The sequence below is a fragment of the Streptomyces sp. NPDC021749 genome, from assembly GCF_040640655.1.
Taxonomy (GTDB): Bacteria; Actinomycetota; Actinomycetes; order Streptomycetales; family Streptomycetaceae; genus Streptomyces.
Genome location: NZ_JBFACE010000023.1, coordinates 1 through 20,756, shown reverse-complemented (window position 1 = coordinate 20,756; position 20,756 = coordinate 1). Strand labels below are relative to the sequence as shown.

General features: G+C 73.3%; 17 protein-coding genes. 12 read left to right on the top strand and 5 right to left on the bottom strand.

The genetic code is table 11. The features are described 5' to 3' along the window. Positions 1 to 111: 111 nt before the first annotated feature. From AB0G35_RS22370 to AB0G35_RS22340, 7 genes are all read left to right on the top strand, one after another. Positions 112 to 744 carry a 2Fe-2S iron-sulfur cluster-binding protein gene (locus tag AB0G35_RS22370; protein WP_360952116.1) on the top strand — a complete coding sequence of 211 codons (633 nt, stop codon included), beginning with the start codon at positions 112 to 114 and terminating at the stop codon, positions 742 to 744. Beyond that, the gene (locus tag AB0G35_RS22365) at positions 741 to 1,733 is read left to right on the top strand and encodes a xanthine dehydrogenase family protein subunit M (RefSeq protein WP_360952113.1); all 993 of its coding nucleotides are present in this window, start codon (positions 741 to 743) and stop codon (positions 1,731 to 1,733) included. Before AB0G35_RS22370 ends, AB0G35_RS22365 begins: the two co-directional genes overlap by 4 nt. Next, positions 1,730 to 3,892, top strand: coding sequence for a xanthine dehydrogenase family protein molybdopterin-binding subunit (locus AB0G35_RS22360; protein WP_360952110.1), 2,163 nt, complete (start codon positions 1,730 to 1,732; stop codon positions 3,890 to 3,892). The genes AB0G35_RS22365 and AB0G35_RS22360 overlap by 4 nt, the downstream gene beginning before the upstream one ends. Then, positions 3,873 to 5,030 (top strand): XdhC/CoxI family protein, encoded by a 1,158-nt coding sequence (locus tag AB0G35_RS22355; protein WP_360952107.1) that lies wholly within the window; start codon positions 3,873 to 3,875, stop codon positions 5,028 to 5,030. The genes AB0G35_RS22360 and AB0G35_RS22355 overlap by 20 nt, the downstream gene beginning before the upstream one ends. A gap of 116 nt (positions 5,031 to 5,146) precedes the next feature. Next, positions 5,147 to 6,070: an LLM class F420-dependent oxidoreductase gene (locus AB0G35_RS22350; protein ID WP_360952104.1), complete on the top strand. Its 924-nt coding sequence runs from the start codon at positions 5,147 to 5,149 to the stop codon at positions 6,068 to 6,070. Positions 6,071 to 6,349: 279 nt separating this feature from the next. Then, a complete protein-coding gene (locus AB0G35_RS22345; protein WP_360952335.1) occupies positions 6,350 to 8,950 on the top strand; it encodes a SpoIIE family protein phosphatase in 2,601 nt (866 codons plus the stop codon). A gap of 198 nt (positions 8,951 to 9,148) precedes the next feature. After that, positions 9,149 to 9,910 (top strand): GNAT family N-acetyltransferase, encoded by a 762-nt coding sequence (locus tag AB0G35_RS22340; protein ID WP_360952101.1) that lies wholly within the window; start codon positions 9,149 to 9,151, stop codon positions 9,908 to 9,910. Positions 9,911 to 9,938: 28 nt separating this feature from the next. On the opposite strand, the gene AB0G35_RS22335 is transcribed toward AB0G35_RS22340, so the two are convergent. Then, positions 9,939 to 11,420: an MFS transporter gene (locus AB0G35_RS22335; RefSeq protein ID WP_360952098.1), complete on the bottom strand. Its 1,482-nt coding sequence runs from the start codon at positions 11,418 to 11,420 to the stop codon at positions 9,939 to 9,941. Positions 11,421 to 11,585: 165 nt separating this feature from the next. Here AB0G35_RS22335 and AB0G35_RS22330 point away from each other — a divergent pair, with 165 nt between their 5' ends. Further along, entirely contained in the window at positions 11,586 to 12,437 is an 852-nt protein-coding gene (locus AB0G35_RS22330; RefSeq protein ID WP_360952095.1) for a helix-turn-helix transcriptional regulator, read from the top strand. Here the strand turns inward: AB0G35_RS22330 and AB0G35_RS22325 are convergent. Together AB0G35_RS22325 and AB0G35_RS22320 are read right to left on the bottom strand one after the other, a co-directional pair. Next, positions 12,403 to 13,698, bottom strand: a complete 1,296-nt coding sequence (locus AB0G35_RS22325) for a cytochrome P450 (RefSeq protein WP_360952092.1) — start codon at positions 13,696 to 13,698, stop codon at positions 12,403 to 12,405. The genes AB0G35_RS22330 and AB0G35_RS22325 overlap by 35 nt on opposite strands. Next, on the bottom strand, positions 13,695 to 14,576 hold the full coding sequence (locus AB0G35_RS22320) for an alpha/beta hydrolase (RefSeq protein ID WP_360952089.1): 882 nt from the start codon (positions 14,574 to 14,576) through the stop codon (positions 13,695 to 13,697). The genes AB0G35_RS22325 and AB0G35_RS22320 overlap by 4 nt, the downstream gene beginning before the upstream one ends. 129 nt (positions 14,577 to 14,705) lie before the next feature. Here AB0G35_RS22320 and AB0G35_RS22315 point away from each other — a divergent pair, with 129 nt between their 5' ends. The 4 genes from AB0G35_RS22315 (at position 14,706) to AB0G35_RS22300 (ending at position 17,760) form a co-directional block, all read left to right on the top strand. Further along, positions 14,706 to 15,512: a DUF72 domain-containing protein gene (locus AB0G35_RS22315; RefSeq protein ID WP_360952086.1), complete on the top strand. Its 807-nt coding sequence runs from the start codon at positions 14,706 to 14,708 to the stop codon at positions 15,510 to 15,512. Positions 15,513 to 15,518: 6 nt separating this feature from the next. Then, entirely contained in the window at positions 15,519 to 15,785 is a 267-nt protein-coding gene (locus tag AB0G35_RS22310) for an acylphosphatase (RefSeq protein WP_360952083.1), read from the top strand. A 512-nt stretch (positions 15,786 to 16,297) separates the two neighbouring features. Next, the gene (locus tag AB0G35_RS22305) at positions 16,298 to 16,504 is read left to right on the top strand and encodes a hypothetical protein (protein WP_360952080.1); all 207 of its coding nucleotides are present in this window, start codon (positions 16,298 to 16,300) and stop codon (positions 16,502 to 16,504) included. A gap of 122 nt (positions 16,505 to 16,626) precedes the next feature. After that, positions 16,627 to 17,760 (top strand): PP2C family protein-serine/threonine phosphatase, encoded by a 1,134-nt coding sequence (locus AB0G35_RS22300; RefSeq protein ID WP_360952077.1) that lies wholly within the window; start codon positions 16,627 to 16,629, stop codon positions 17,758 to 17,760. Here AB0G35_RS22300 and grpE read toward each other — a convergent pair. Both grpE and dnaK read right to left on the bottom strand, forming a co-directional pair. Then, the gene (grpE, locus tag AB0G35_RS22295) at positions 17,717 to 18,418 is read right to left on the bottom strand and encodes a nucleotide exchange factor GrpE (RefSeq protein ID WP_360952074.1); all 702 of its coding nucleotides are present in this window, start codon (positions 18,416 to 18,418) and stop codon (positions 17,717 to 17,719) included. The two genes, AB0G35_RS22300 and grpE, sit on opposite strands and share 44 nt — an antisense overlap. Then, on the bottom strand, positions 18,415 to 20,298 hold the full coding sequence (gene dnaK, locus AB0G35_RS22290; RefSeq protein ID WP_360952071.1) for a molecular chaperone DnaK: 1,884 nt from the start codon (positions 20,296 to 20,298) through the stop codon (positions 18,415 to 18,417). Before dnaK ends, grpE begins: the two co-directional genes overlap by 4 nt. Positions 20,299 to 20,756: the final 458 nt, after the last annotated feature.

Below are 20,756 nucleotides of genomic sequence, written 5' to 3'. Positions count from 1 at the left end.
ACCCGATGTCTTCCCTGACGTATCGACGTACCCGCATGCCCTGCCCCTCCCCCTGTTTCGTGCATCGCGCGCCTCGCATACGCGAAAGCCACCCGCGAAAGAAGGCTGATCATGGCCCTACCGACGTCCAGTGCCATCACCTTGAACATCAACGGCGAGAAGCATGCGCTGCCCGTCGACCACCGCACCACGCTGCTCGACGCGCTGCGCGAGCGGCTCGATCTGACGGGCGCCAAAAAAGGTTGTGACCAGGGCCAATGCGGTGCTTGTACGGTGCTGATCGACGGGCGCAGAGCAGTCTCCTGCCTTCAGCTCGCGGTGGCCGCCGAGGGGCGGGAGATCACCACGATCGAAGGTGTGGCGGACGGTGAGACCCTCCATCCGGTGCAGCAGGCCTTCCTCGACCTCGACGGCTATCAGTGCGGGTACTGCACACCGGGACAGATATGTTCCGCGATCGCGGTGATCGAGGAGCACGCGGCCGGCTGGCCGAGCGCGGCGAGTGCCGAGGTGCGGCCGGAGGCGGGCGTTCCGCCCTTGACACCCGACGAGATCCGGGAGCGGATGAGCGGCAACCTCTGCCGCTGCGGGGCGTATGTGTCGATCGTCCAGGCCGTCGCGCGGGCGGCAGCCGCGCACGACGCCGGACCGGCGCAAGGAACTGAAATGCGGAAGACCGAGACCCGGGCGGTCGAGCCGCAGGGGCTCGAAGCGGGTGCGTCGGGTGCGGAGGGAACGGCATGAGGGAGTTCGGTTATCGGCGGGCGTTCGATGTGTCCGGCGCGGTCGCGCTGCTCGGAGCCGATCCCGAGGCGCGGTTCCTCGGCGGTGGCACCAACCTCGTCGACCTGATGAAGGCCGGGGTGGAGCGACCCGGGCTGCTCGTCGACGTGCGTGAACTCCCCTTGGGGGAAATCGAGTTGACGGAGGAGGGCGGGCTGCGGATCGGGGCCACGGTGACCAACAGCGATCTGGCCGCCCATCCTGAAGTGCGGCGGCGCTACCCGGCGCTGGCCCAGGCCGTGCTCGCCGGTGCCTCGGGCCAGTTGCGCAACATGGCCACCGTCGGCGGGAACCTGCTGCAACGGACGCGCTGCGGGTACTTCACGGACCTCGCCCGGCCGTGCAACAAGCGGGTGCCCGGCAGCGGTTGCCCCGCCATCGAGGGGGAGCACCACAACCACGCCATCCTCGGTGCCTCCCCGCACTGCGTCGCCGTCCACCCCTCGGACATGGCGGTGGCGCTGGCCGCCTTCGACGCCGTCGTCCACTACGAAACGGCGGACGGTCCGGGGGAGTTGCCGCTGGCGGAGTTCTATCTGCCCGTGGGGGACACCCCGCACCGCGAGACCGCCCTGCCGTCCGGGGCGCTGATCACCGCTGTCACCCTGCCGCCGCTGCCGGCCGCCGCCGCCTCGCGCTACCGCAAGGTGCGGGAGCGCGCGTCGTACGCCTTCGCGATCGGCTCGGTCGCCGCCGCCCTCGACGTCCGCGACGGAGTCGTACGCGACGTCCGCCTCGCCTTCGGGGCGGTGGCGTCGCGGCCGTGGCGGGCCCTGGCGGCCGAGCGGGTGCTGACCGGGGGACCGGCCGGCGCCGAGGCCTTCGCCGCCGCCGCGGACGCCGAACTCGCAGCCGCCGAGGCGCTGCCCCACAACGCATACAAGGTGACGCTGATGCGCAATCTCGTCGTCGCCCTGCTGACCGAGCTCGCCGAGGAGGCCGCGCGATGACCACGACGACGACGCAGACCACCGCGGTGCGGGGGGCCGTCGGCACCGCGCACACCCGCGTGGAGGGCCTGGCCAAGGTCACCGGCGCGGCGCGCTACGCCGGCGAGATCCCGTTCGCCGAGCTCGCCCACGGCTGGCTGGTGCTGTCCGCCATCGCCCGCGGCCGGATCCGCTCGGTGGAGTCCGGCCCCGTCCTGGCGATGCCCGGTGTGCTCACCGTGCTGCACCACGGCAACGCCCCGCGCGTCGACACCGACTACGTCGGCATGCTGGGGGCCCCGGACCCGACCTGCGCGGTGTTCCAGCACGACCGGGTGCCGAGCCTGGGCTGGCCGGTGGCGCTCGTCGTCGCCGAGACGTCCGAGCAGGCCAGGGAGGCCGCCGAAGCACTGGTGGTGCACTACGACCAGGAGCCGCACGACATCGACTTCGCCGGCGGGCACCCGGACGCCTACCCGCTGGACGGCCATCTGCCGGCGGTGGCGGAGAAGGGCGATCTGGACGCCGAACTCACCGCGTCCGCCATCGTCCTGGACGCCGAGTACACCACGCCCGAAGAGCACCACAACCCCATGGAGCCCCACGCGGCGACGGCCCGCTGGGACGGCGGGCGGCTGGAGGTCGTCGACTCCAACCAGGGTGCCACCTGGGTCGTCGGAGAGCTCGCCAAACTGTTCTCGCTCGACCCCTCCGCGGTGCGGGTGCGGTCCGAGCACGTCGGCGGCGGCTTCGGCAGCAAGGGCCTGCGCGCACACCAGGTGGCCGCCGTGATGGCCGCCACCGTCCTCCAGCGCCCCGTACGCGTGGTCCTGACCCGCCGTCAGATGTTCTCGCTGGCCGGATACCGCAGCCCCACCATCCAGCGGATCAGGCTCGGCGCCGACGCCGACGGGCGGCTGCGCGCACTGGAGCACCGCTCCCTGAGCCTGACCTCGACCGTGCACGAGTTCATCGAACCGAGCGCCGCGGTGGCCCGGGTGATGTACGACGCGGACGCCCACCACACCACCAACACGGTCGTGCGGCTCGACGTGCCGACGCCGACGTTCATGCGCGCACCGGGCGAGGCGCCCGGGTCGTTCGCCCTGGAGGCGGCGCTCGACGAGCTCGCCGAGAAGTGCGGGATCGACCCGATCGAGCTGCGCCTGCGCAACGAACCCGAGAAGGGTCCGGTCTCCGGACTCCCGTTCAGCAGCCGCAATCTGCGCGCCTGTTTCGAGGAGGGCGCCCGTCGGTTCGGCTGGGCCGACCGGGACCCGCGTCCGGGACTCCGCCGTGACGGGCGCTGGCTGCTCGGCACGGGCACGGCCGCGGCCTCCTTCAGCGCGGGAGCCGCCCCCTCCACGGCGGTCCTGACGGCCGAGGCGGACGGCACCTTCACCGTACGGATCGCGGCGGCGGACATCGGCACCGGCGCGCGCACCGCGCTCACCCTGGTCGCCGCCGACGCCCTGGAGGTGCCGCCGGACCGCGTGCGGGTGCGCATCGGGGACAGCGACTTCGGCCCGGCGATGATCGCCGGCGGCTCGATGGGCACCCGCTCCTGGTCCTGGGCGGTGATGGCCGCGGCAGGGGAGCTGCGCGAGCGGCTCGCACTGGGCGCGGACATCCCGCCGGAGGGCATCACCGTACGGTCGGACACCACCGCGGCGATCGGCGCCCTCGCACGCAAGGAACGGCACTCCTTCGGTGCCCAGTTCGCCGAGGTCGCCGTGGACGTCACCACCGGCGAGGTGCGGGTACGGCGGATGCTCGGCATCTTCGCGGCGGGCCGGATCGTCAATCCCCTCACCGCGCGCAACCAGTTCGTCGGTGGCATGATCTGGGGCATCTCCATGGCCCTGCACGAGGAGGCGGTCCGGGACCGCGCCTCGGGCGGCCACGTCGGCCCCGACCTCGCCGGCTACCACGTCGCCACGCACGCCGACGTACCGCTCGTCGAGGCGGACTGGGTGGACGATCCCGACCCGGACGACCCGGTGGGGATCAAGGGGATCGGCGAGATCGGCATCGTCGGCGCCGCGGCGGCCGTCGCCAACGCGGTCTGGCACGCGACCGGTGTACGGCACCGGCAGCTGCCGATCCGGCCGGACCGGGTCCTGCAGGCGGGGACCGGACGAGGAAGCGTGGGAGAGCGGGATGCTGGACATCGCCGATGAGCTGAACCGGTGGACCGCGGAGGGCCGGGAGTTCGCCGTCGCCACGGTCGTGGGCGTCGGCGGCAGCGCCCCGCGCAGCCCCGGCGCCGCCCTCGCCGTCGACAGCCGGGGCACGGCCATCGGTTCGGTCTCCGGCGGGTGCGTGGAGGCGGCGGTCTACGACCTGTGCGCCCAGGCGCTCAAGGACGGCACGACCGTCCGCGAACGCTTCGGATACAGCACCGAGGACGCCTTCGCGGTCGGCCTGACCTGCGGCGGAACGATCGACGTCCTGGTCACGCCGGTGACCGCGGACGCCCCGGACCGGCCGGTGTTCGCCGCCGCGCTGGCGGCCGCCGCCCGCGGTGAGGCGGCGGCCCTGGCCCGGGTGGTCCGGGGCCCGGCCGATCTCCTCGGCCGGGCACTGCTCGTCCGCCCCGACGGCACCCACGAAGGCGGCCTCGGCGGCGGGCCGGACCTGGACCGGACGGCACGGGGCGAGTCCCGCGCCATGCTGGACGCGGGCCGCACCGGCAGCTTCGACGTCTCGGCGGGCGGCACCCGCTGCGAGGCGGAGCTGACGCTGTTCGTGGAGGCGAACGTACCGCCGCCCCGCATGATCGTCTTCGGCGCGGTCGACTTCGCCGCGGCCCTGGTGCGCACCGGCACGTTCCTCGGCTACCACGTCACCGTCTGCGACGCCCGCCCCGTCTTCGCCACGCGGGCCCGCTTCCCGGAGGCCGACGAGATCGTGGTCGACTGGCCGCACCGCTACCTCCGGCGCACCGCGACCGACGGCCGGACGGCCCTGTGCGTACTCACCCACGACGCCAAGTTCGACATCCCGCTGCTGGAGGTGGCGCTGCGGCTGCCGGTCGCGTTCGTCGGCGCGATGGGATCCCGCCGGACCCACGACGACCGCGACCGAAGACTCCGCGAGGCCGGCCTCACCGACCGCGAGCTGGCCCGGCTGCACTCACCGATCGGCCTCGACCTCGGCGCCCGTACGCCCGAGGAGACCGCCCTGTCCATCGCCGCCGAGATCGTCGCGGCCCGGCGCGGCGGTACGGGCCGTCCGCTGACCGGCTCCGGCACCCCGATCCACCGCGACCCCGCCGGCCCGGGCACCGGCCCGCCCGGCTCGACCACCGCGGCCTGATTGAGGCCCTTCCCCGCAGCCCGCCGGCCACACAGCGGAAGGAGGTCACCCGGACGGCAGGGAACCGTCACACCCGCGCCGGAATGACCCGCCAACTCCCTTTGTTCCCCACGAACATGACCATCGGAGTAGCACTCAACGCGACCGACCCCGACAACCAGATCGACGCCACCGTCCGGCTCGCCACGGAGGCGGCGGACGCGGGGCTGCGGTCCGCCTGGTTCGGCCAGACCTTCGGAGCGGACTCGCCCCAGCTCGCGGCGATCGTCGGGCGCGAGGTCCCGGGGCTCCAGGTGGGCACCTCCGCGATCCCCGTCTTCGGCCGCCACCCGCTGGTGGTCTCCAGCCAGGCGCTGACCGCCCAGGCGGCCACGCACGGCCGCTACCACCTCGGGCTGGCCCTCGGCACCAAACTCCTCACCGAGTCCGGCTTCGGGCTCCCCTTCGAGCGGCCGGTCGCCCGGCTGCGGGAATTCCTCACCGCGCTGCGCCAGCTGACCGAGACCGGCAGCGCCGACTTCCACGGCGAGCTGCTGACCGCCGCCACCCCGATCCCCGCGCGGGTGCCGGGCGCCGAGGCGGGCGTGCCGCTGCTCGTCGCCGCGATGGGCCCGCAGGCCCTGCGGGTCAGCGGTGAGCTGGCCGACGGGATCCTGCCGTACCTCGCCGGACCCCGCGCGCTGGCCGAGCAGATCGTCCCGGCCGTCACCGCGGCGGCGGAGGCCGCCGGCCGGCCCGCGCCCCGGATCGTGGCGCTGGTACCCGGCCTGGTCACCGACGACACCGACGCGGCGCGGCAGACGTTCACCGAGCAGCTCGCCTTCTACGAGCAGATCCCGTCCTACGCCCGGGTCATCGAGCTCTCCGGCGGCCGGCGGGCGGCCGACGTGGCCGTGATCGGCGATGAGCGGACGGTCGCCGCGGAAATACGGCGCTACCGGGACGCCGGGGCGACGGAGGTGGTCCTCTCCGGCACGGAGCTCGCCGGGGACGCCGCCCGGCGCCGGACCTGGGCATTCCTGGGGGAGCTGGCCGGCTGAGCGCAGCTGTCGGGGGCCGGAACTTCACCCGGGTGGGCCGGGTCACCGCCGTACAGTCATGCGATATCTCAGCGTGGTGCGTACCGGCCACCTTGCCGGGCGAGGTACATATGGAGCATGGCCCGAATTTCCGGCCGCTTTCCGTGGTTCGCTCCGGGGCGCAGGCCCACCGGTCGGCGCCCGGGCGACAACGGCCGGCGGGCGCGGGGCGGCGGCCCGCCGAAACGCCTGACCCAGCGCCTGCACGGCCTGGTGGACGTGCACAGCGTCGCCGGGCAGATGTTCCTCCTGCAGGTGCTGATCGTGCTGCTGCTCGTCGTGGCCGCGGTGATCACCCTGCTGGTCCAGGCGCGCAGCGACCGGTTCCAGGGCGCCCGGGACCGCTCGCTCGCCTCCGCCGAGTCCTTCGCGCACGCCCCCGGCCTGCCCACCGTGCTGAAGAAGGGCCATCCGGGCGCGAGCGCGGTGCTCCAGCCGCTGACCGAGGACGCCCGCAAGCGCGGCGGCGTGGACTTCATCGTCGTCATGGACCGCAACGGGATCCGCTACACCCACCCGATCCCCAGCCGGATCGGCAAGAAGTTCGTCGGCACCATCAAGCCGTCCCTGGCCGGCCGTACCACCATCGAGAGCGTCTACGGGCCGCTCGGCCACGAGGTGCAGGCGACGGTCCCGGTGAGGGACGCCAAAGGCCGTGTGGTGGCCCTGGTGAGCTCCGGCATGCGGGTCAGCCGGGTCAGCAGCGCCGTCGACCGGCAGCTGCCCGTCGTCCTCGGGGCCGGCGGTGCCGCGCTCGCCCTCACCACGGCCGGCACCGCACTGGTCAGCCGCCGGCTGCGCCGCCAGACCCGGGGGCTCGGCCCGGCCGAGATGACCCGGATGTACGAGCACCACGACGCCGTGCTGCACGCCGTGCGCGAGGGGGTGCTGATCCTCGACGCGGACGGGCGGGTCCTGCTGGCGAACGACGAGGCCCGCAAGCTGCTGGGCCTGCCCGCGGACGCCGAGGGACAGCGCCTCGCCTGCCTCGGCCTCGATTCCCGGCTCACCGAAGTGCTCACGCCCGGGCAGGCGGTCTCCGACGAGGTGCTGCCGGTCAACGAACGGCTGCTCGCGCTGAACATCCGGACCACCGACCGCCAGGGCGGCCCGCCCGGCAGCGTCGCCACGCTGCGGGACTCCACCGATCTGCTCGCCCTCGCAGGGAAGGCGGAGGTCACCCAGAACCGGCTGCGGCTGCTGTACGAGGCGAGCGTGGCCATCGGCACCACCCTCGACGTACCGCGCACCGCCGAGGAGCTGACCCAGGTCGCGGTGCGGTGGTTCGCCGACTACGCCAGCGTCGACCTGGCCGAAGCCGTGCTGAGCGGCGGGGAGCCACCGGTGGGCTCGTACCGCGAGGCGCCGGAGCTGCGCCGGGTGGCGGTCGCCGGGATCCGCGACGACCACCCCCTCTACCGGCCGGGCGAGGTGCACACCTACATCTCGCAGACCCCGATGGCCACCGGATTCGTCAGCGGCCAGTCCGTGCTCGTGCCCGATGTGCGGGCAGCCGGCGACTGGTACCCCGACGACCCGGGGCGGCTGGAACTGGTCGCAAGCCACGGCTGTGAATCCCTGATCACCGTTCCGCTCCAGGCCCGCGGCGTCCGGATGGGCATCGTCAACTTCTGGCGCTCCCTGGAGCGGCCCTTCGAGGAGGGGGAGCTGTCGCTGGCCGAGGAGATGGCGGCCCGCGCCGCCGTGTGCATCGACAACGCGCGGCGCTTCACCCGTGAGCACGCCATGGCCGTCACCCTGCAGGAGAGCCTGCTGCCGCGCGGTCTGCCCGAACAGAGCGCCCTCGACCTCGCCCACCGCTACCTGCCCGCACAGACCGGGGTGGGCGGCGACTGGTTCGATGTGATCCCGCTCCCCGGCGCCCGGGTCGCGCTGGTCGTCGGCGACGTCGTCGGGCACGGGCTGCACGCCGCGGCGACCATGGGCCGGCTGCGTACCGCGGTGCAGAACTTCTCCACCCTCGACCTGCCGCCCGACGAGCTCCTCGGCTTCCTGGACGAACTGGTCAACCGCATCGACGACGAGGCCACCGCGGCGAACGACGAGGCCACGGTCGCCGGCGCCACCTGCCTCTACGCCATCTACGACCCGTCCTCCGGCCGCTGCACACTGGCCCGCGCCGGCCACCTCCCGCCGGCCCTCGTCCACCCGGACGGCACCGTCGCGTACCCGGACCTCCCGGCCAGCCCGCCGCTCGGCATCGGCGGCCTGCCCTTCGAAGCGGTGGAGCTGCAGCTGCCCGAGGGCAGCAACCTGGTCCTCTACACCGACGGCCTGGTGGAGGACCGCAACCACGACATCGACACCGGCATGCACCAGCTCGCCACGGCACTGGCGCAAAGCGACCGGACGCCCCAGGAGACCTGCGACGCCGTGCTCGGCGCCCTGCTCCCCGACCGGCAGCGCGACGACATCGCCCTCCTCGTGGCGCGCACCCGTCTGCTGCCGCCCGACCGCATCGCCGAGTGGGAGGTCCCCGCCGACCCCGCGGCCGTCGCCGAGGCCCGGGCGAACCTCACCCGGCAGCTGATGGAATGGGGCCTGGAGGAAGAGGTCTTCACCACCGAGCTCATCCTCAGTGAGCTGGTCACCAACGCCATCGTCTACGCCTCCGGCCCGATCGGCGTCCGCCTGCTGTACGACCGCACGCTGATCTGCGAGGTCTCCGACAGCAGCAGCACCGCCCCGCATCTCCGGTTCGCCGCGGGCGAGGACGAGGGCGGCCGCGGGCTCTTCCTCGTCGCCCGGATGGCCGGGCGCTGGGGCACCCGTTACACCTCCGAAGGCAAGATCATCTGGGCGGAACTGGCCCTGCGCTGACCGGCCGCGGCCCGGCGCGGAAGCGGATTTGCGTCCGGCCCGGGGCGGTGTGCGACAGTGGGCCGTCCGGTCGGCCGGGCCCGCCCCGTGCGCTGCCGCCGCCGGGCTCCCCCCACCCCTCACGGACGGTTCCGGCCGCGCCCCGGCGCGGACACCGGCGCCGCCGCCTCCCCGTGTCCGTACGTCCCCCTGAGAGCGATGCTGGCAACGACCCTCGTCCCCCGGGCCACCGATCTGTTCGACCAGGGCCTGGAGCACCGGACCGGTTCCGCCCTGCTGCGCTTCGGCGCCGCACGACAGCGAGCGGACGGCCGGCCCGCCTGGTCCGGCGACGGCGCCGCGGCCTGGCTCGACGACACCCGCGGGCACGTGTGGAGCGTCGGCGAACCGGAGGCCGCGGCTGGCCTGGTGCTGCGCGCCGCGCTGGGCCTGCCCGACCGGGTCCGCGAGTTCACCGGCCCGCGCGGCACAAACGCCCTGGTCGGCCGCCACCTCCCGGTGACCGATGTCGTCGAGTGGGTCTTCCGCTGGACACTTCAGGAGCCGCCCGTCCAGCGCGGGGAGGAGCGGGTGGTCATGCTCGACGAGACCCACCACGACGAGCTGCTCGCCTTCCTCGGCGTGCACAGCCCGGCCCACTCCACCGGGCCCGGCTCCTCGGGCGTCAGCCTCTGGGCGGGCATCCGCGGCGCCGACGGGAACCTCGTGGCCTGCGGCGCCATGAGCAGTCTGCGGGACACCGGCGCCCCGCTCATGGCCTCCGTCGCCACCGACGCCGCGCAGCGCGGCCAGGGCCTCGGCGCGGCACTGACCGCCTGGCTGACCCGGTACGCGGTGCGCCGGCACGGCTACTGCACGCTGTGGCAGCTCGCCGACAACGCGCCCGCCGACCGGCTCTACACCCGCCTCGGCTACCGCAACGAGGACCCCTGCGTCTCCGCCCGCCTCGCCACGCACTGACCCGCGACGCCGCCGGCCGGGCCGTGGCTCACCGGCCGGCCGGCGCCGGGTCCGGCAGCACCCGCAGGAGCAGCGAGAGGGCGACGGCCAGGGCGAGGTCGAAGAGCAGCGCCGCCATCAGGGCGTGCCCGTAGGCGCCCACGTCATGGCGCGCGGCGCGGCCCAGCGTCCCGTAGAACAGCACGCCGACCAGCGCGACCCCGACCGAGCCGCCGATCTGCTGGCCGGTGGAGAGCACACCGGAGGCCATCCCGATCTCCGCCGGACGGATCCGCGCGAGCACGGTGTTGAGCAGCGGCGTGACCAGAACACCGTTCCCCAGGCCCACGACGAGCAGCGGCAGGGCCAGCGACCGGGCCGTCAGCGCCGGGCCGGCGAGGACGACGACGCCGAGCGACACCGCGTGACCGAGGCCGAGGACCAGCGCCCCGGCCTGCAGCAGCCGCTTCCCGTACCGGGCCAGGCGCCCCGCCACCAGGCTCCCGGTGAAGAAGCCCGCGGCGAACGGCAGGTAGAACACCCCGGCGCCCAGCGCGTCCAGCCCCAGCCCGTCCTGCACCGTCAGGGACAGCACCAGGAAGAAGGAGTTGATCCCGGAGTACGCCAGCAGGACCAGCAGCATCCCGATCGCGAAGGCCCGCTCCCGCAGCAGCCCCGGCCGTACCAGCGGGGACCGGCCGCGCGCCTCGACCCGGCGTTCCACGGCACCGAAGCCGAGCAGGGCGACCACCCCCGCGGCCAGGCTGACCCACGCCCACACGGGCCAGCCGGCCTCCCGGCCCTCCACCACGGGCACGACCAGGAGGAACAGCGCCACGGTCAGCACCGCCACGCCCGCCAGGTCCACCCGGCGGCCCTCGGGGGCCCGCGACTCGGGCAGGAAGACCGCCGCGAGGGCCAGCGTCACCAGCCCGACCGGAACGTTGACCCAGAAGATCGGCCGCCAGGACGCGCCGAACAGATCGGCGGAGAGCAGGATCCCGCCCAGCAGCTGACCGGCCACCCCCGCCGTGCCGATCACCGCGCCCAGCACACCGAAGGCCCGGGCCCGCCGCTCGGGCGGCAGCAGCACCTGGATCGTCGAGAAGACCTGCGGGAACATCACCGCGGCGCCGAGCCCCTGGACGAGCCGGGCCGCGATCAGGGCGCCGGCCCCGGGCGCGGCCGCGCAGCCCACCGACGCCAGGGTGAAGAGGCCCATCCCGAGGAGGAAACAGCGCTTGCGGCCGAACCTGTCACCGAGGCGCGCACCGGTGATCAGCGCGACCGCGTAGGTGAGTTGATAGCCCGCCAGGATCAGCTGCACATCGGCGTCCGAGGCCCGCAGATCGTCCTGCACGGCGGGCGCCGCCACCAGCACGATGAAGGTGTCGAGCACGGCCATGAAGACGCCGGTGAGGACGACGGAGAGGGCCCGCCACGGAGCGGGCGGGGAAGCCGCCGCGGTGTGCGGAGCAGCGTCGGTGGGTGCGGACGGTGCCGGATCGGCCGGCGGCCTGAGAGGAGTCATGCCCCGACCCTGGCCCGGGCCGCAGGGGCCGTACAGAGGCGAATTATCCTGGTGGCAGCGGTACCGGTGTCGGCCGAACGACCCCTCATCAGGGCGTCGGCGCCCGGCCGCGCGGCACGGGGAAGCGGTGGGCGCACGGAACGGTGCGCGGGGGAGAGGGATCCGATGGCCGACCGGGAACGGCGCCGGGTGCTGGCGGAGTTCCTCCGTTCACGACGGGAGCGGGTCGCGCCCGGCGACGCCGGACTCCCGGCCGGCCCCCGCCGCCGTACGCCCGGGCTGCGCCGCGAGGAGGTCGCCGTCCTCTCGGGCGTCAGCGTCACCTGGTACACCTGGCTCGAACAGGCCAGGGACATCGGCGTGAGCCGTCAGGTGCTGCACAGTCTGGCCCGGGCCCTGCGGCTGTCCCCCGCCGAGACCCGCCACCTGTTCGCCCTGGCCGGGCAGCCGCTGCCCGAGGCGGCCGGCGACCGGCCCGGCGGGCCGGACCTGCAGCGCCTGGTGGACGCGCTCGACCCGCACCCCGCGTACCTGCTCGCGCCCAACTGGGACCTGCTGGCCTGGAACCGCGCCGAGGCCGGTCTCATCGGCGACCCGGCCCAGTGGGACCCCGCGGACCGCAACCTGATGCGCCTGGTGTTCACCCGGCCCAGGATCCGTACGCTCCTGGCCGACTGGGAGGGACAGGCCCGGGCCCTGCTGGAGCAGTACCGCGCCAGCGCCGACCGGCACCCCGGCGACCCGGAGTTCCGCCGGCTGACCGGCGAACTCTGCGAGCGCAGCGCGGAGTTCAGGACGTGGTGGGCGACCCATGACGTCGCCGACTTCCGGCCGGTGCGCCGGGAGTTCGACCACCCGTCGCTGGGCCGGCTGACCTTCGACTACGTCAAGCTCGCGGCCGTGGACGCGCCGGGTGTCACCCTCGTCTCCTGCCTGCCCTCCGACGCGGCGACCGCCGCCAGACTCCCGGAACTGGCCGCGCTCAGCCCGGCGGTCGATCCCCGTCGGGCGAAGTGACCTGCAGCGGCAGGGACTTGAGGCCGTGGATGAAATTCGACACCAAGTGCCGCGGTGGCGCGGCGAGTTCCAGGGCGGGCAGCAGAACACGGGTCTCCTCGTAGAGCACCCGCAGTTGCAGCCGGGCGAGATGGGCGCCCAGGCAGACGTGCGGACCGTCGCCGAAGGACACATGGGGGTTGGGCGTCCGGGCGAGGTCCAGCCGGTGCGGGGCGGCGAACACCCGCTCGTCGTAGTTGGCCGAGCCGTGGAAGACGACCACCTTGTCACCGGCCCGGACCAGGCGGCCAGCCAGTTCGGTGTCGCACGCCGCGGTACGGCGGAAACTGAGCACCGGCGGATGCCAGCGCAGCAGCTCCTCCACGCACGAGGACGTCGCCACGGTACCGGCGCGCAGTGCGCGGTAGGCGTCCGGGTGCCGGGCCAGGGCCAGCAGGCCGCCCGGGGCGGCACTGCGCACCGTGTCGTTCCCCGCGACGGTCAGCAGGAAGAAGAACATCTCCAGCTCGGGCGTGGTCAGTTCGCGGTTCGCGGCGAGGACCGTCATCACGTCGTCGCCGGGGTGCCGCCGCTTGTGGGCGGCCAGCTCCCGCGCGAACGCGAACATGTCCTGCAGCATCGCCGGTGAGCGCGGGTCGGCCGGACGGCCGTCCGGGCCGGGCGCCGGCGGACCGGATTCGTCCGGGTCCTGGTAGCCGATGACGCGCCGGGTCCAGTCCAGCAGCTGCCCGCGTTCCCCGGGCGGCACGCCGAGCAGGTCGGCGAGGTTGAGCAGGGCGTAGTCGTCCGTGACGGTGGTGACCAGGTCGACCACGCCGCCACCGGTGCGCGCGCCGTCGAGCGCCGCGGTCAGCAGGCCGCGGGCCCGGTCGCGTACCACCGTCTCGAAGCGCTCGATCCGCCCGCGGGTGAAGGCCCGGCTGACCAGCCGGCGCAGACGCTGGTGGCCCGGCCCGTCCTGATTGAGCATCATGCGCCGGATGAACGGCAGGTCGGCGGGGTCCGGATCGCGGATCTGGGTGGCGCCCAGATACGACGAGAAGGTGCGGGCGTCCTTCAGGACCCGGACGACGTCGGCGTGCCGGGTGACCGCCCAGAACCCGGGTCCGGCGGGCCAGCCGAGGACCTCGTGCTCCTCCTGCCGGACCACCGGATGGCGATCGCGCAGCAGCCGGTAGGCGGCGTGCGGCAGCCCCCGCGCATAGCCGCGGGGGTCGAAGACGTCGGGTATCCGGGGAGCGTCGGCCACCGGAGGACTCATCCGGCCTCCGGCCCGCCGAAGGCCCCGTCCCCGCGGCCCCTGTCGCGGTCCCCGTCCCCGGCCCCGTCGCCGTCGCAGTCGCCGCCCCCGCCCCCGTCGCCGTCGCTGTCGCCGTCCGCGCGCAGGAAGTCCTCGACGGCGCGGATCAGCTCCAGCGGCGTCTCGTCCATCGGGTAGTGCCCGGCCGCCGACAGCTCGATCAACTGGCTGTTGGCGTACCACTGCAGCCATGTCCGGCGGGTCAGCGCGGCGGTGAGCGCGGGGTCCAGGGAACCGGTCACCGCCAGCGCCGGCACCCGGGAGCCGGCGACGGCGTCGGCGAAACCCTCACCGGCCCAGGAGTCCAGCCAGGTACGGAACGCCGTCGGGTTGCTCCGCTCCAGCGACCGCCGCACCATCCGGTCCAGCCAGGCGGCGGGGCGCCGGCCGCCGGACGTGAGGTCGATGATGGTCCGCCGGCTGTCCGGGGCGTGCGCCGCCGAGGAGAACAGCGCCCACTGGTCCGGCGGCAGCGGAAGCCCGGAGGCGGGCACCGGCGAGATGCCGACCAGCCGCCGGACCCGCTCCGGCGCCGCGGCCAGCACCCGCTGGGCGACGCTGCCGCCCATCGAGTGGCCGACCACCGAGAACCGGTCCCAGCCCAGCCGGTCGGCGAGCGCCAGCACATCGGCCGCGCCTTCCGCCGTGGTGTACGCACCGGCCGCGTCCTGCGCCTCGCCGTAGCCGCGGAGATCGACCAGTGCGTACTGGAAGGCGTCGCGGTCGAGGTCGGGAAGGAGCGGTGCGAAGGCGGACCGGTCGGCGAACCACCCGTGGACGGCGATGACCTTGTGCGGGCCCCCGCCGTGCAGGGCGTGCGGCAGGACGAAGGAAGTCACGGACCCCACACTGACCGTCACCACCGCCCTCCGCAAGGGCGTCCCGGCGCGGGCGGGAGCCGTGAGGCAGGCGGGGACGCCGAGGGGTGCACTGATAGGGCGCGCGCCCCAACGGGCAGGCATCCGGACATGACCGTCCTCCTCGGAACCTCCGGATGGCAGTACAAGGACTGGCGCGGTGTCCTCTACCCGCCGGACCGGCCGCAGCGGCTGTGGCTGGAGGAGTACGCGCAAGGGTTCGCGACCGTCGAGAGCAATGCGGCCTTCTACCGGCTGCCCGAGGAGAAGACCTTCGCCGACTGGCGGGACCGGACCCCGGACGGCTTCGTGATGGCCGTCAAAGCGAGCCGCTACCTGACGCACATCAAGCGGCTGCGCACCCCCGAGGAGCCGGTGGACCGGCTGATGTCACGGGCCGCCGCACTGGGGCCGCGGCTCGGGCCCGTACTGCTCCAGCTGCCGCCCACGCTGCGCCGGGACGCCGGGCTGCTGGACGCCTGCCTCGGCTGCTTCCCGGCAGGTACGCGGGTGGCCGTCGAGCCGCGGCACGACTCGTGGTGGACCGACGAGGTCCGGGCGGTGCTGGAGCGCCGGGGCGCGGCGCTGTGCTGGGCGGACCGGGGGTCCCGTCCGGTGGCACCGCTGTGGCGCACCGCCGACTGGGGGTACGTGCGGTTCCACGAGGGCCGCGCGGAGCCCTGGCCGCGCTACGGCAGAAAGGCGCTCGCCACCTGGGCGCGCCGGATCGCCGACACCTGGCCGGAGCGGGCCGAGGTGTACGCGTACTTCAACAACGACCCGGGCGGCGCGGCCGTGCACGACGCGATCGGTTTCGCGCGGGCGGTGGCGGCCGCCGGGCGCGCGGTCAGCCGTACGCCGTCCTGGCGCGGCACCGCGGAGCAGACCCGACGAGAGGGCAGCCATGAGGAGGGGTGAGGACGGATGATCCGCAGGCGGGTGGTGGTCTCCGGGACCGTGCAAGGGGTGTTCTTCCGCGACACCTGCCGGCGTACGGCCGAGGCGCGGGGCGTGGCCGGCTGGGTGCGCAACGTTCCGGACGGGACGGTGGAGGCCGTGTTCGAGGGTGATCCGGAGAGCGTGGACCGGCTGGTGGCGTGGGCGCACCAGGGGCCGCCCGCGGCGGTCGTCGACGCGGTGTCGGTGACGGAGGAGGAGCCCGAGGGGTTGCCGGGGTTCCAGGTCCGGTAATCGCCCCGGACGCCCGAAGGTGCCGAACGCCTGAAGGCGCCGATTTCGTCCGGCCTGGTCAATTGCATGCGCCGTCGGGTCATACATCCCGACATCTCTGGTCATCCCGGCCTCTGCGGCCCGCGTCGAAGCGTAAATGCAGATATGTCCAGTCGCGGCCGGGTGCGACGCTTTTTCATTGGGTGCGGTGGCTTTTCGTAATTGCCGCGAGGTTGCTTCCATGGGTGCGCGGTTCGCTGGTTTCATCACCCAGTGACTGACAAAGCTGCACTTCAGCGGGGTTGTGAGGGCGAACGTGAACATCCGGAAAGGAAAGTGGGGGGCAGGTTGCCTGACGCTTGATCGGCGTGATTGCATCCTTCCGGTGCGGGAGATGATCACCGCGGCCCGGGTAATCGGGCGGCGAACTCTGCTGCCCGCAGGACCGTGCGTAATTTTTCTTGCATGTGGTGTGCATGAATTCCGTGCGGCGTACGCCAGGAAAATTGAGAGTAATGAAGGAAGGGCACGTCATGCGTGACATCGTCGAGACCTGCGAGATTGCCGACAGCGAGCTGGACAACATTTCCGGTGGTCTCGCCAGCGCCGGTGCCGAGGTGGCCGGCCACGGTGGCTCGATCGCCATCGGCGACGTCGTCGGCACCGCCCAGTCGCTCGTCCCGAACCTGCCCACCGGGCAGCTGACCGGTCTCGCCACCGTGCAGACCAGCGACGTCTGAGACGTCAGGGCAGACCTTGCGGAGGCCGGCGCGGCACCGCGTCGGCCAGGACCCCGGGACCCACGGTCCCGGGGTCCCTCCGTTGCCCGGCATGGACGGCGGGACGGGTGTAGAGAGGAGTTATGCCCCTCCGGCACGGTCCCGCCCAGCGCACCGGCTTCCGGCGGTGGAGCCCCGGCCTGCTGGTCGTCCCGCTGTCGATCATCGTGGCGGTGACGGTCGTGGACATCACCTCCCCGACGAACATCCACCTCGGCCCGTTCCTGGTCGCCGCGCCCGCGATCACCGCCTCCTTCGCCGGGGCCGGTCTCACCGGCGCGGTCGGCGCCCTCGCGGTGGCGGCCCAGATCGCCATCGGCGCGCTGCACGGCGGGCTGGCGACCCCCAACCACCAGGCACAGATCGCCGCCCTGCTCCTGATCTCCGTGCTCGTCACCGTCTTCCGGTACGTCCAGGACCGGCATCAGCGGCGATTCAGCCAGGTGCAGTCGGTGGCCGTCGCGGCGCAGCAGGTGCTGATGCCACCGCTGCCCGCGCGCATCGGCCCGCTGCGGATCGCCGCCACCTACCTCGCCGCCGACGCCGAGGCGCTGATCGGCGGCGACCTGTACGCGGTGGTGCCCACCCCCGGGGCCACCCGGCTGGTCGTCGGCGACGTCCGCGGCAAGGGACTGTCCGCCATCGGGGAGGCGGCGGTGCTGATCGGCGCCTTCCAGGGCTCCGCCTACCGCAACCTCACCCTGCCGGGCATCGCGGCGCACCTGGGGAACTCCGTGAACTGGAACACCACACACCTCACCGCCGACGATCCCGAGCCCACGGAGTCCTTCGTGACCGCGGTGGTGCTGGACGTCCACCACGACGAGCCGTTCCTCACCATGGTGAACTGCGGGCACCCGCCGCCGCTCCTGGTCCGGGAGGGCACGGTCCGCCCCCTGGAGGTCCCGGAGCCCGCACTGCCTCTGGGGATCGGTGCCTCTTCGGAGAGCGACTACCGGGCCGAGACGTTCGGCTTCGCCCCCGGCGATCTGCTCCTGCTGTACACGGACGGGGCGATCGAGGCCCGGGACGCGACCGGCGCGTTCTACCGGCTGACCGACCGGGTCGCCGTCTGCACCGAGCGGGACCCGGACGCGCTGGTGGCCCACCTCCGCGACGACCTGCTGCGGTACGTCGGCGGAACGCTCGGCGACGACGTCGCCCTGATCGCGCTCACCAGGACGGACGGGCCGGAGCCGCGGGCGGCTCACCCGTGACCGACACCTGCGCGGGGCGGAGCAGCTGGTCACCGACGAGGTACCCGCGACGGAGCACCTCGGTGCAGACGGCACCCACGGGGGTCTCCGGGCGGCTCACGGCCGTGAAGGTGACGGCCTCGTGGATCACCGGATCGAAGGCGTCGCCCACGCTGCCGAAGGACGTCAGGCCCAGCGCCGTCAGCTCGGCCACCAGCGCCCGGGCGACCCGCCCGAAGCCACCGGTGACCTCGCCCTGACCGGCCGCCTCCTCGACCGCGTCGAGCACGGGCAGCAGCCGGCCCAGCACGTTGGCCACGGCGATCTCGCCGACCGCCAGCCGGTCGCGGCGCACCCGCTTGCGGTAGTTGTCGTACTCGGCCTTGAGGCGCTGCAGATCGGCCGTGCGTTCCTGCAGTTCGGCGGTGCGTTGCCGCAACTCGGCGCGGAGCACCGCCTCCTGCGGCGACATGCCGGCCTCCTCGGACACCCGGGACGGCGGCGGGCCGGTGTCCCGGCCGGGCCGCTCGGTACGGGGCGGCGGGGAACCGGCCCTGCCTCCCGAGCCGGCGTCCGGCCCGCGCCGCCCGAGTTCCGGCCGGTCCGTCCGGTCCGTGCCGCTGCCGACTATGGCCAGCGGCGGCCGGGACGTACCACGGATCCGGGTCGGGCGGTTCATGGTGAGCCTCCCTCCCGCTTGTCGTCGTCGACGATCTCGGCGTCCACGACGTCGTCGGCGGCGTCCGACCGGCCCTGCTCACCCGCGCCGCCCCCGGAGGCCCCACCGCCGCCCGCGGCGGCCTGCGCGGCCTGGGCGTCGGCGTACATGGCCTGGCCGAGCTTCTGGGAGACGGCCGCGACCTTCTCGGTGGCGGTGCGGATCTCCGCGGTGTCCTCGCCCTTGAGCTTCTCCTTCAGCTCACCGATGGCCGTCTCGACCTCGGTCTTCACCTCACCGGGGACCTTGCCCTCGTTGTCCTTGAGGAACCTCTCGGTCTGGTAGACGAGCTGCTCGCCCTGGTTGCGGGTCTCCGCGGCCTCACGACGCTGCCGGTCCTCCTCGGCATGGGCCTCGGCCTCGCGGACCATGCGGTCGATGTCGTCCTTCGGCAGCGACGAGCCGCCGGTGACGGTCATCTTCTGCTCCTTGCCCGTGCCGAGGTCCTTCGCGGTCACGTGCATGATGCCGTTGGCGTCGATGTCGAAGGAGACCTCGATCTGCGGGACGCCGCGCGGGGCCGGCGGCAGGCCGGTGAGCTGGAACATCCCGAGCTTCTTGTTGTACGCCGCGATCTCGCGCTCGCCCTGGTAGACCTGGATCTGCACGGACGCCTGGTTGTCCTCGGCGGTGGTGAAGATCTCCGAGCGCTTGGTCGGGATCGTGGTGTTCCGCTCGATGAGCTTGGTCATGATGCCGCCCTTGGTCTCGATACCGAGGGACAGCGGGGTGACGTCGAGGAGCAGGACGTCCTTGACCTCACCCTTGAGGACACCGGCCTGCAGCGCGGCACCCACGGCCACGACCTCGTCCGGGTTCACGCCCTTGTGCGGGTCCTTGCCGGTCAGCTCCTTGACCAGCTCGGTCACCGCGGGCATCCGGGTCGAACCACCGACCAGGATCACGTGGTTGATGTCCGAGAGCTTGATCCCGGCGTCCTTCACCGCGTTGTGGAACGGCGTCTTGCAGCGCTCCAGGAGGTCCGCGGTCAGCTGCTGGAACTGCGAGCGGGTGAGCTTCTCGTCCAGGTGCAGCGGGCCCTCCGCCGAGGCACTCAGATACGGCAGGTTGACCGTGGTCTCGGTGGCCGCCGACAGCTCGATCTTCGCCTTCTCCGCCGCCTCCCGCAGCCGCTGGGTGGCCATCTTGTCGTTCGACAGGTCGATGCCGTACGCGTTCTTGAACTGCTTGGCCAGGTGATCGACGATCCGCTGGTCCCAGTCGTCACCGCCCAGATGGGTGTCGCCGTTGGTGGCCTTGACCTCGACCACGCCCTCGCCGATCTCCAGCAGCGAGACGTCGAAGGTGCCGCCGCCGAGGTCGAAGACCAGGATCGTCTGGTCGTTCTCCTTGTCCAGGCCGTACGCCAGCGCCGCGGCGGTCGGCTCGTTGACGATCCGCAGCACCCGCAGGCCGGCGATCTCCCCGGCCTCCTTCGTGGCGGTGCGCTGCGCGTCGTTGAAGTAGGCCGGAACGGTGACGACGGCGTCCGTCACGTCCTCGCCGAGGTAGTCCTCGGCGTCGCGCTTGAGCTTCTGCAGCACCCGCGCGGAGATCTCCTGGGCGGTGTACCGCTTGCCGTCGATGTCGCCGCTCGCGGGGAAGCGCCAGTCCGACTCGCCCATGTGGCGCTTGACCGACCGCGCGGTGCGCTCGATGTTGGTCACGGCCTGCCGCTTGGCGATCTCGCCGACCAGCACCTCGCCGCCCTTGGCGAACCCCACCACCGACGGGGTCGTGCGGGCCCCCTCGGCATTGGTGATCACCGTGGGCTCGCCGCCTTCCAGCACACTGACCACCGAGTTCGTCGTACCGAGGTCGATACCCACTGCACGTGCCATGGTCTCCTCCTCACCTAGCGGCCCTGGGCGCCCGCCGCGGCAATTGTCCCATATTGACCAATTCGAGGTGGCTCCTGCGGTTGTGCGCATCGCGGTGTCCCCACGTACCCGTCTGCGGCGCCGCGGTGGTTTCTCGTGCGTTGCGGCGCTTCCCGCGTAGCTGGCCGTCCCGCCGTGGGGCGTCTCGCCGTGGCGCTGTGCCGCGGCGCTGTGCGGCGCCCCCCACGTACCTGTCTGCGGCGCCGCGGTGGTTTCTCGTGCGTTGCGGCGCTTCCCGCGTGCCTGGCCGTCCCGCCGCGGGGGTTTCTCGCCGTTGCTCCCCCACTGCCTGAAGGGCGTGGGAGGTGCCCCCCAGCGGCGGGCTGGGCTGTTGTGGGTGCGGTGACGGTCCTGCGGGGCCGGGGTGTGGGACTGCTTCGCTTTACGTCCCACACCCCGGCCCCTCCGGCCCGTCCCCA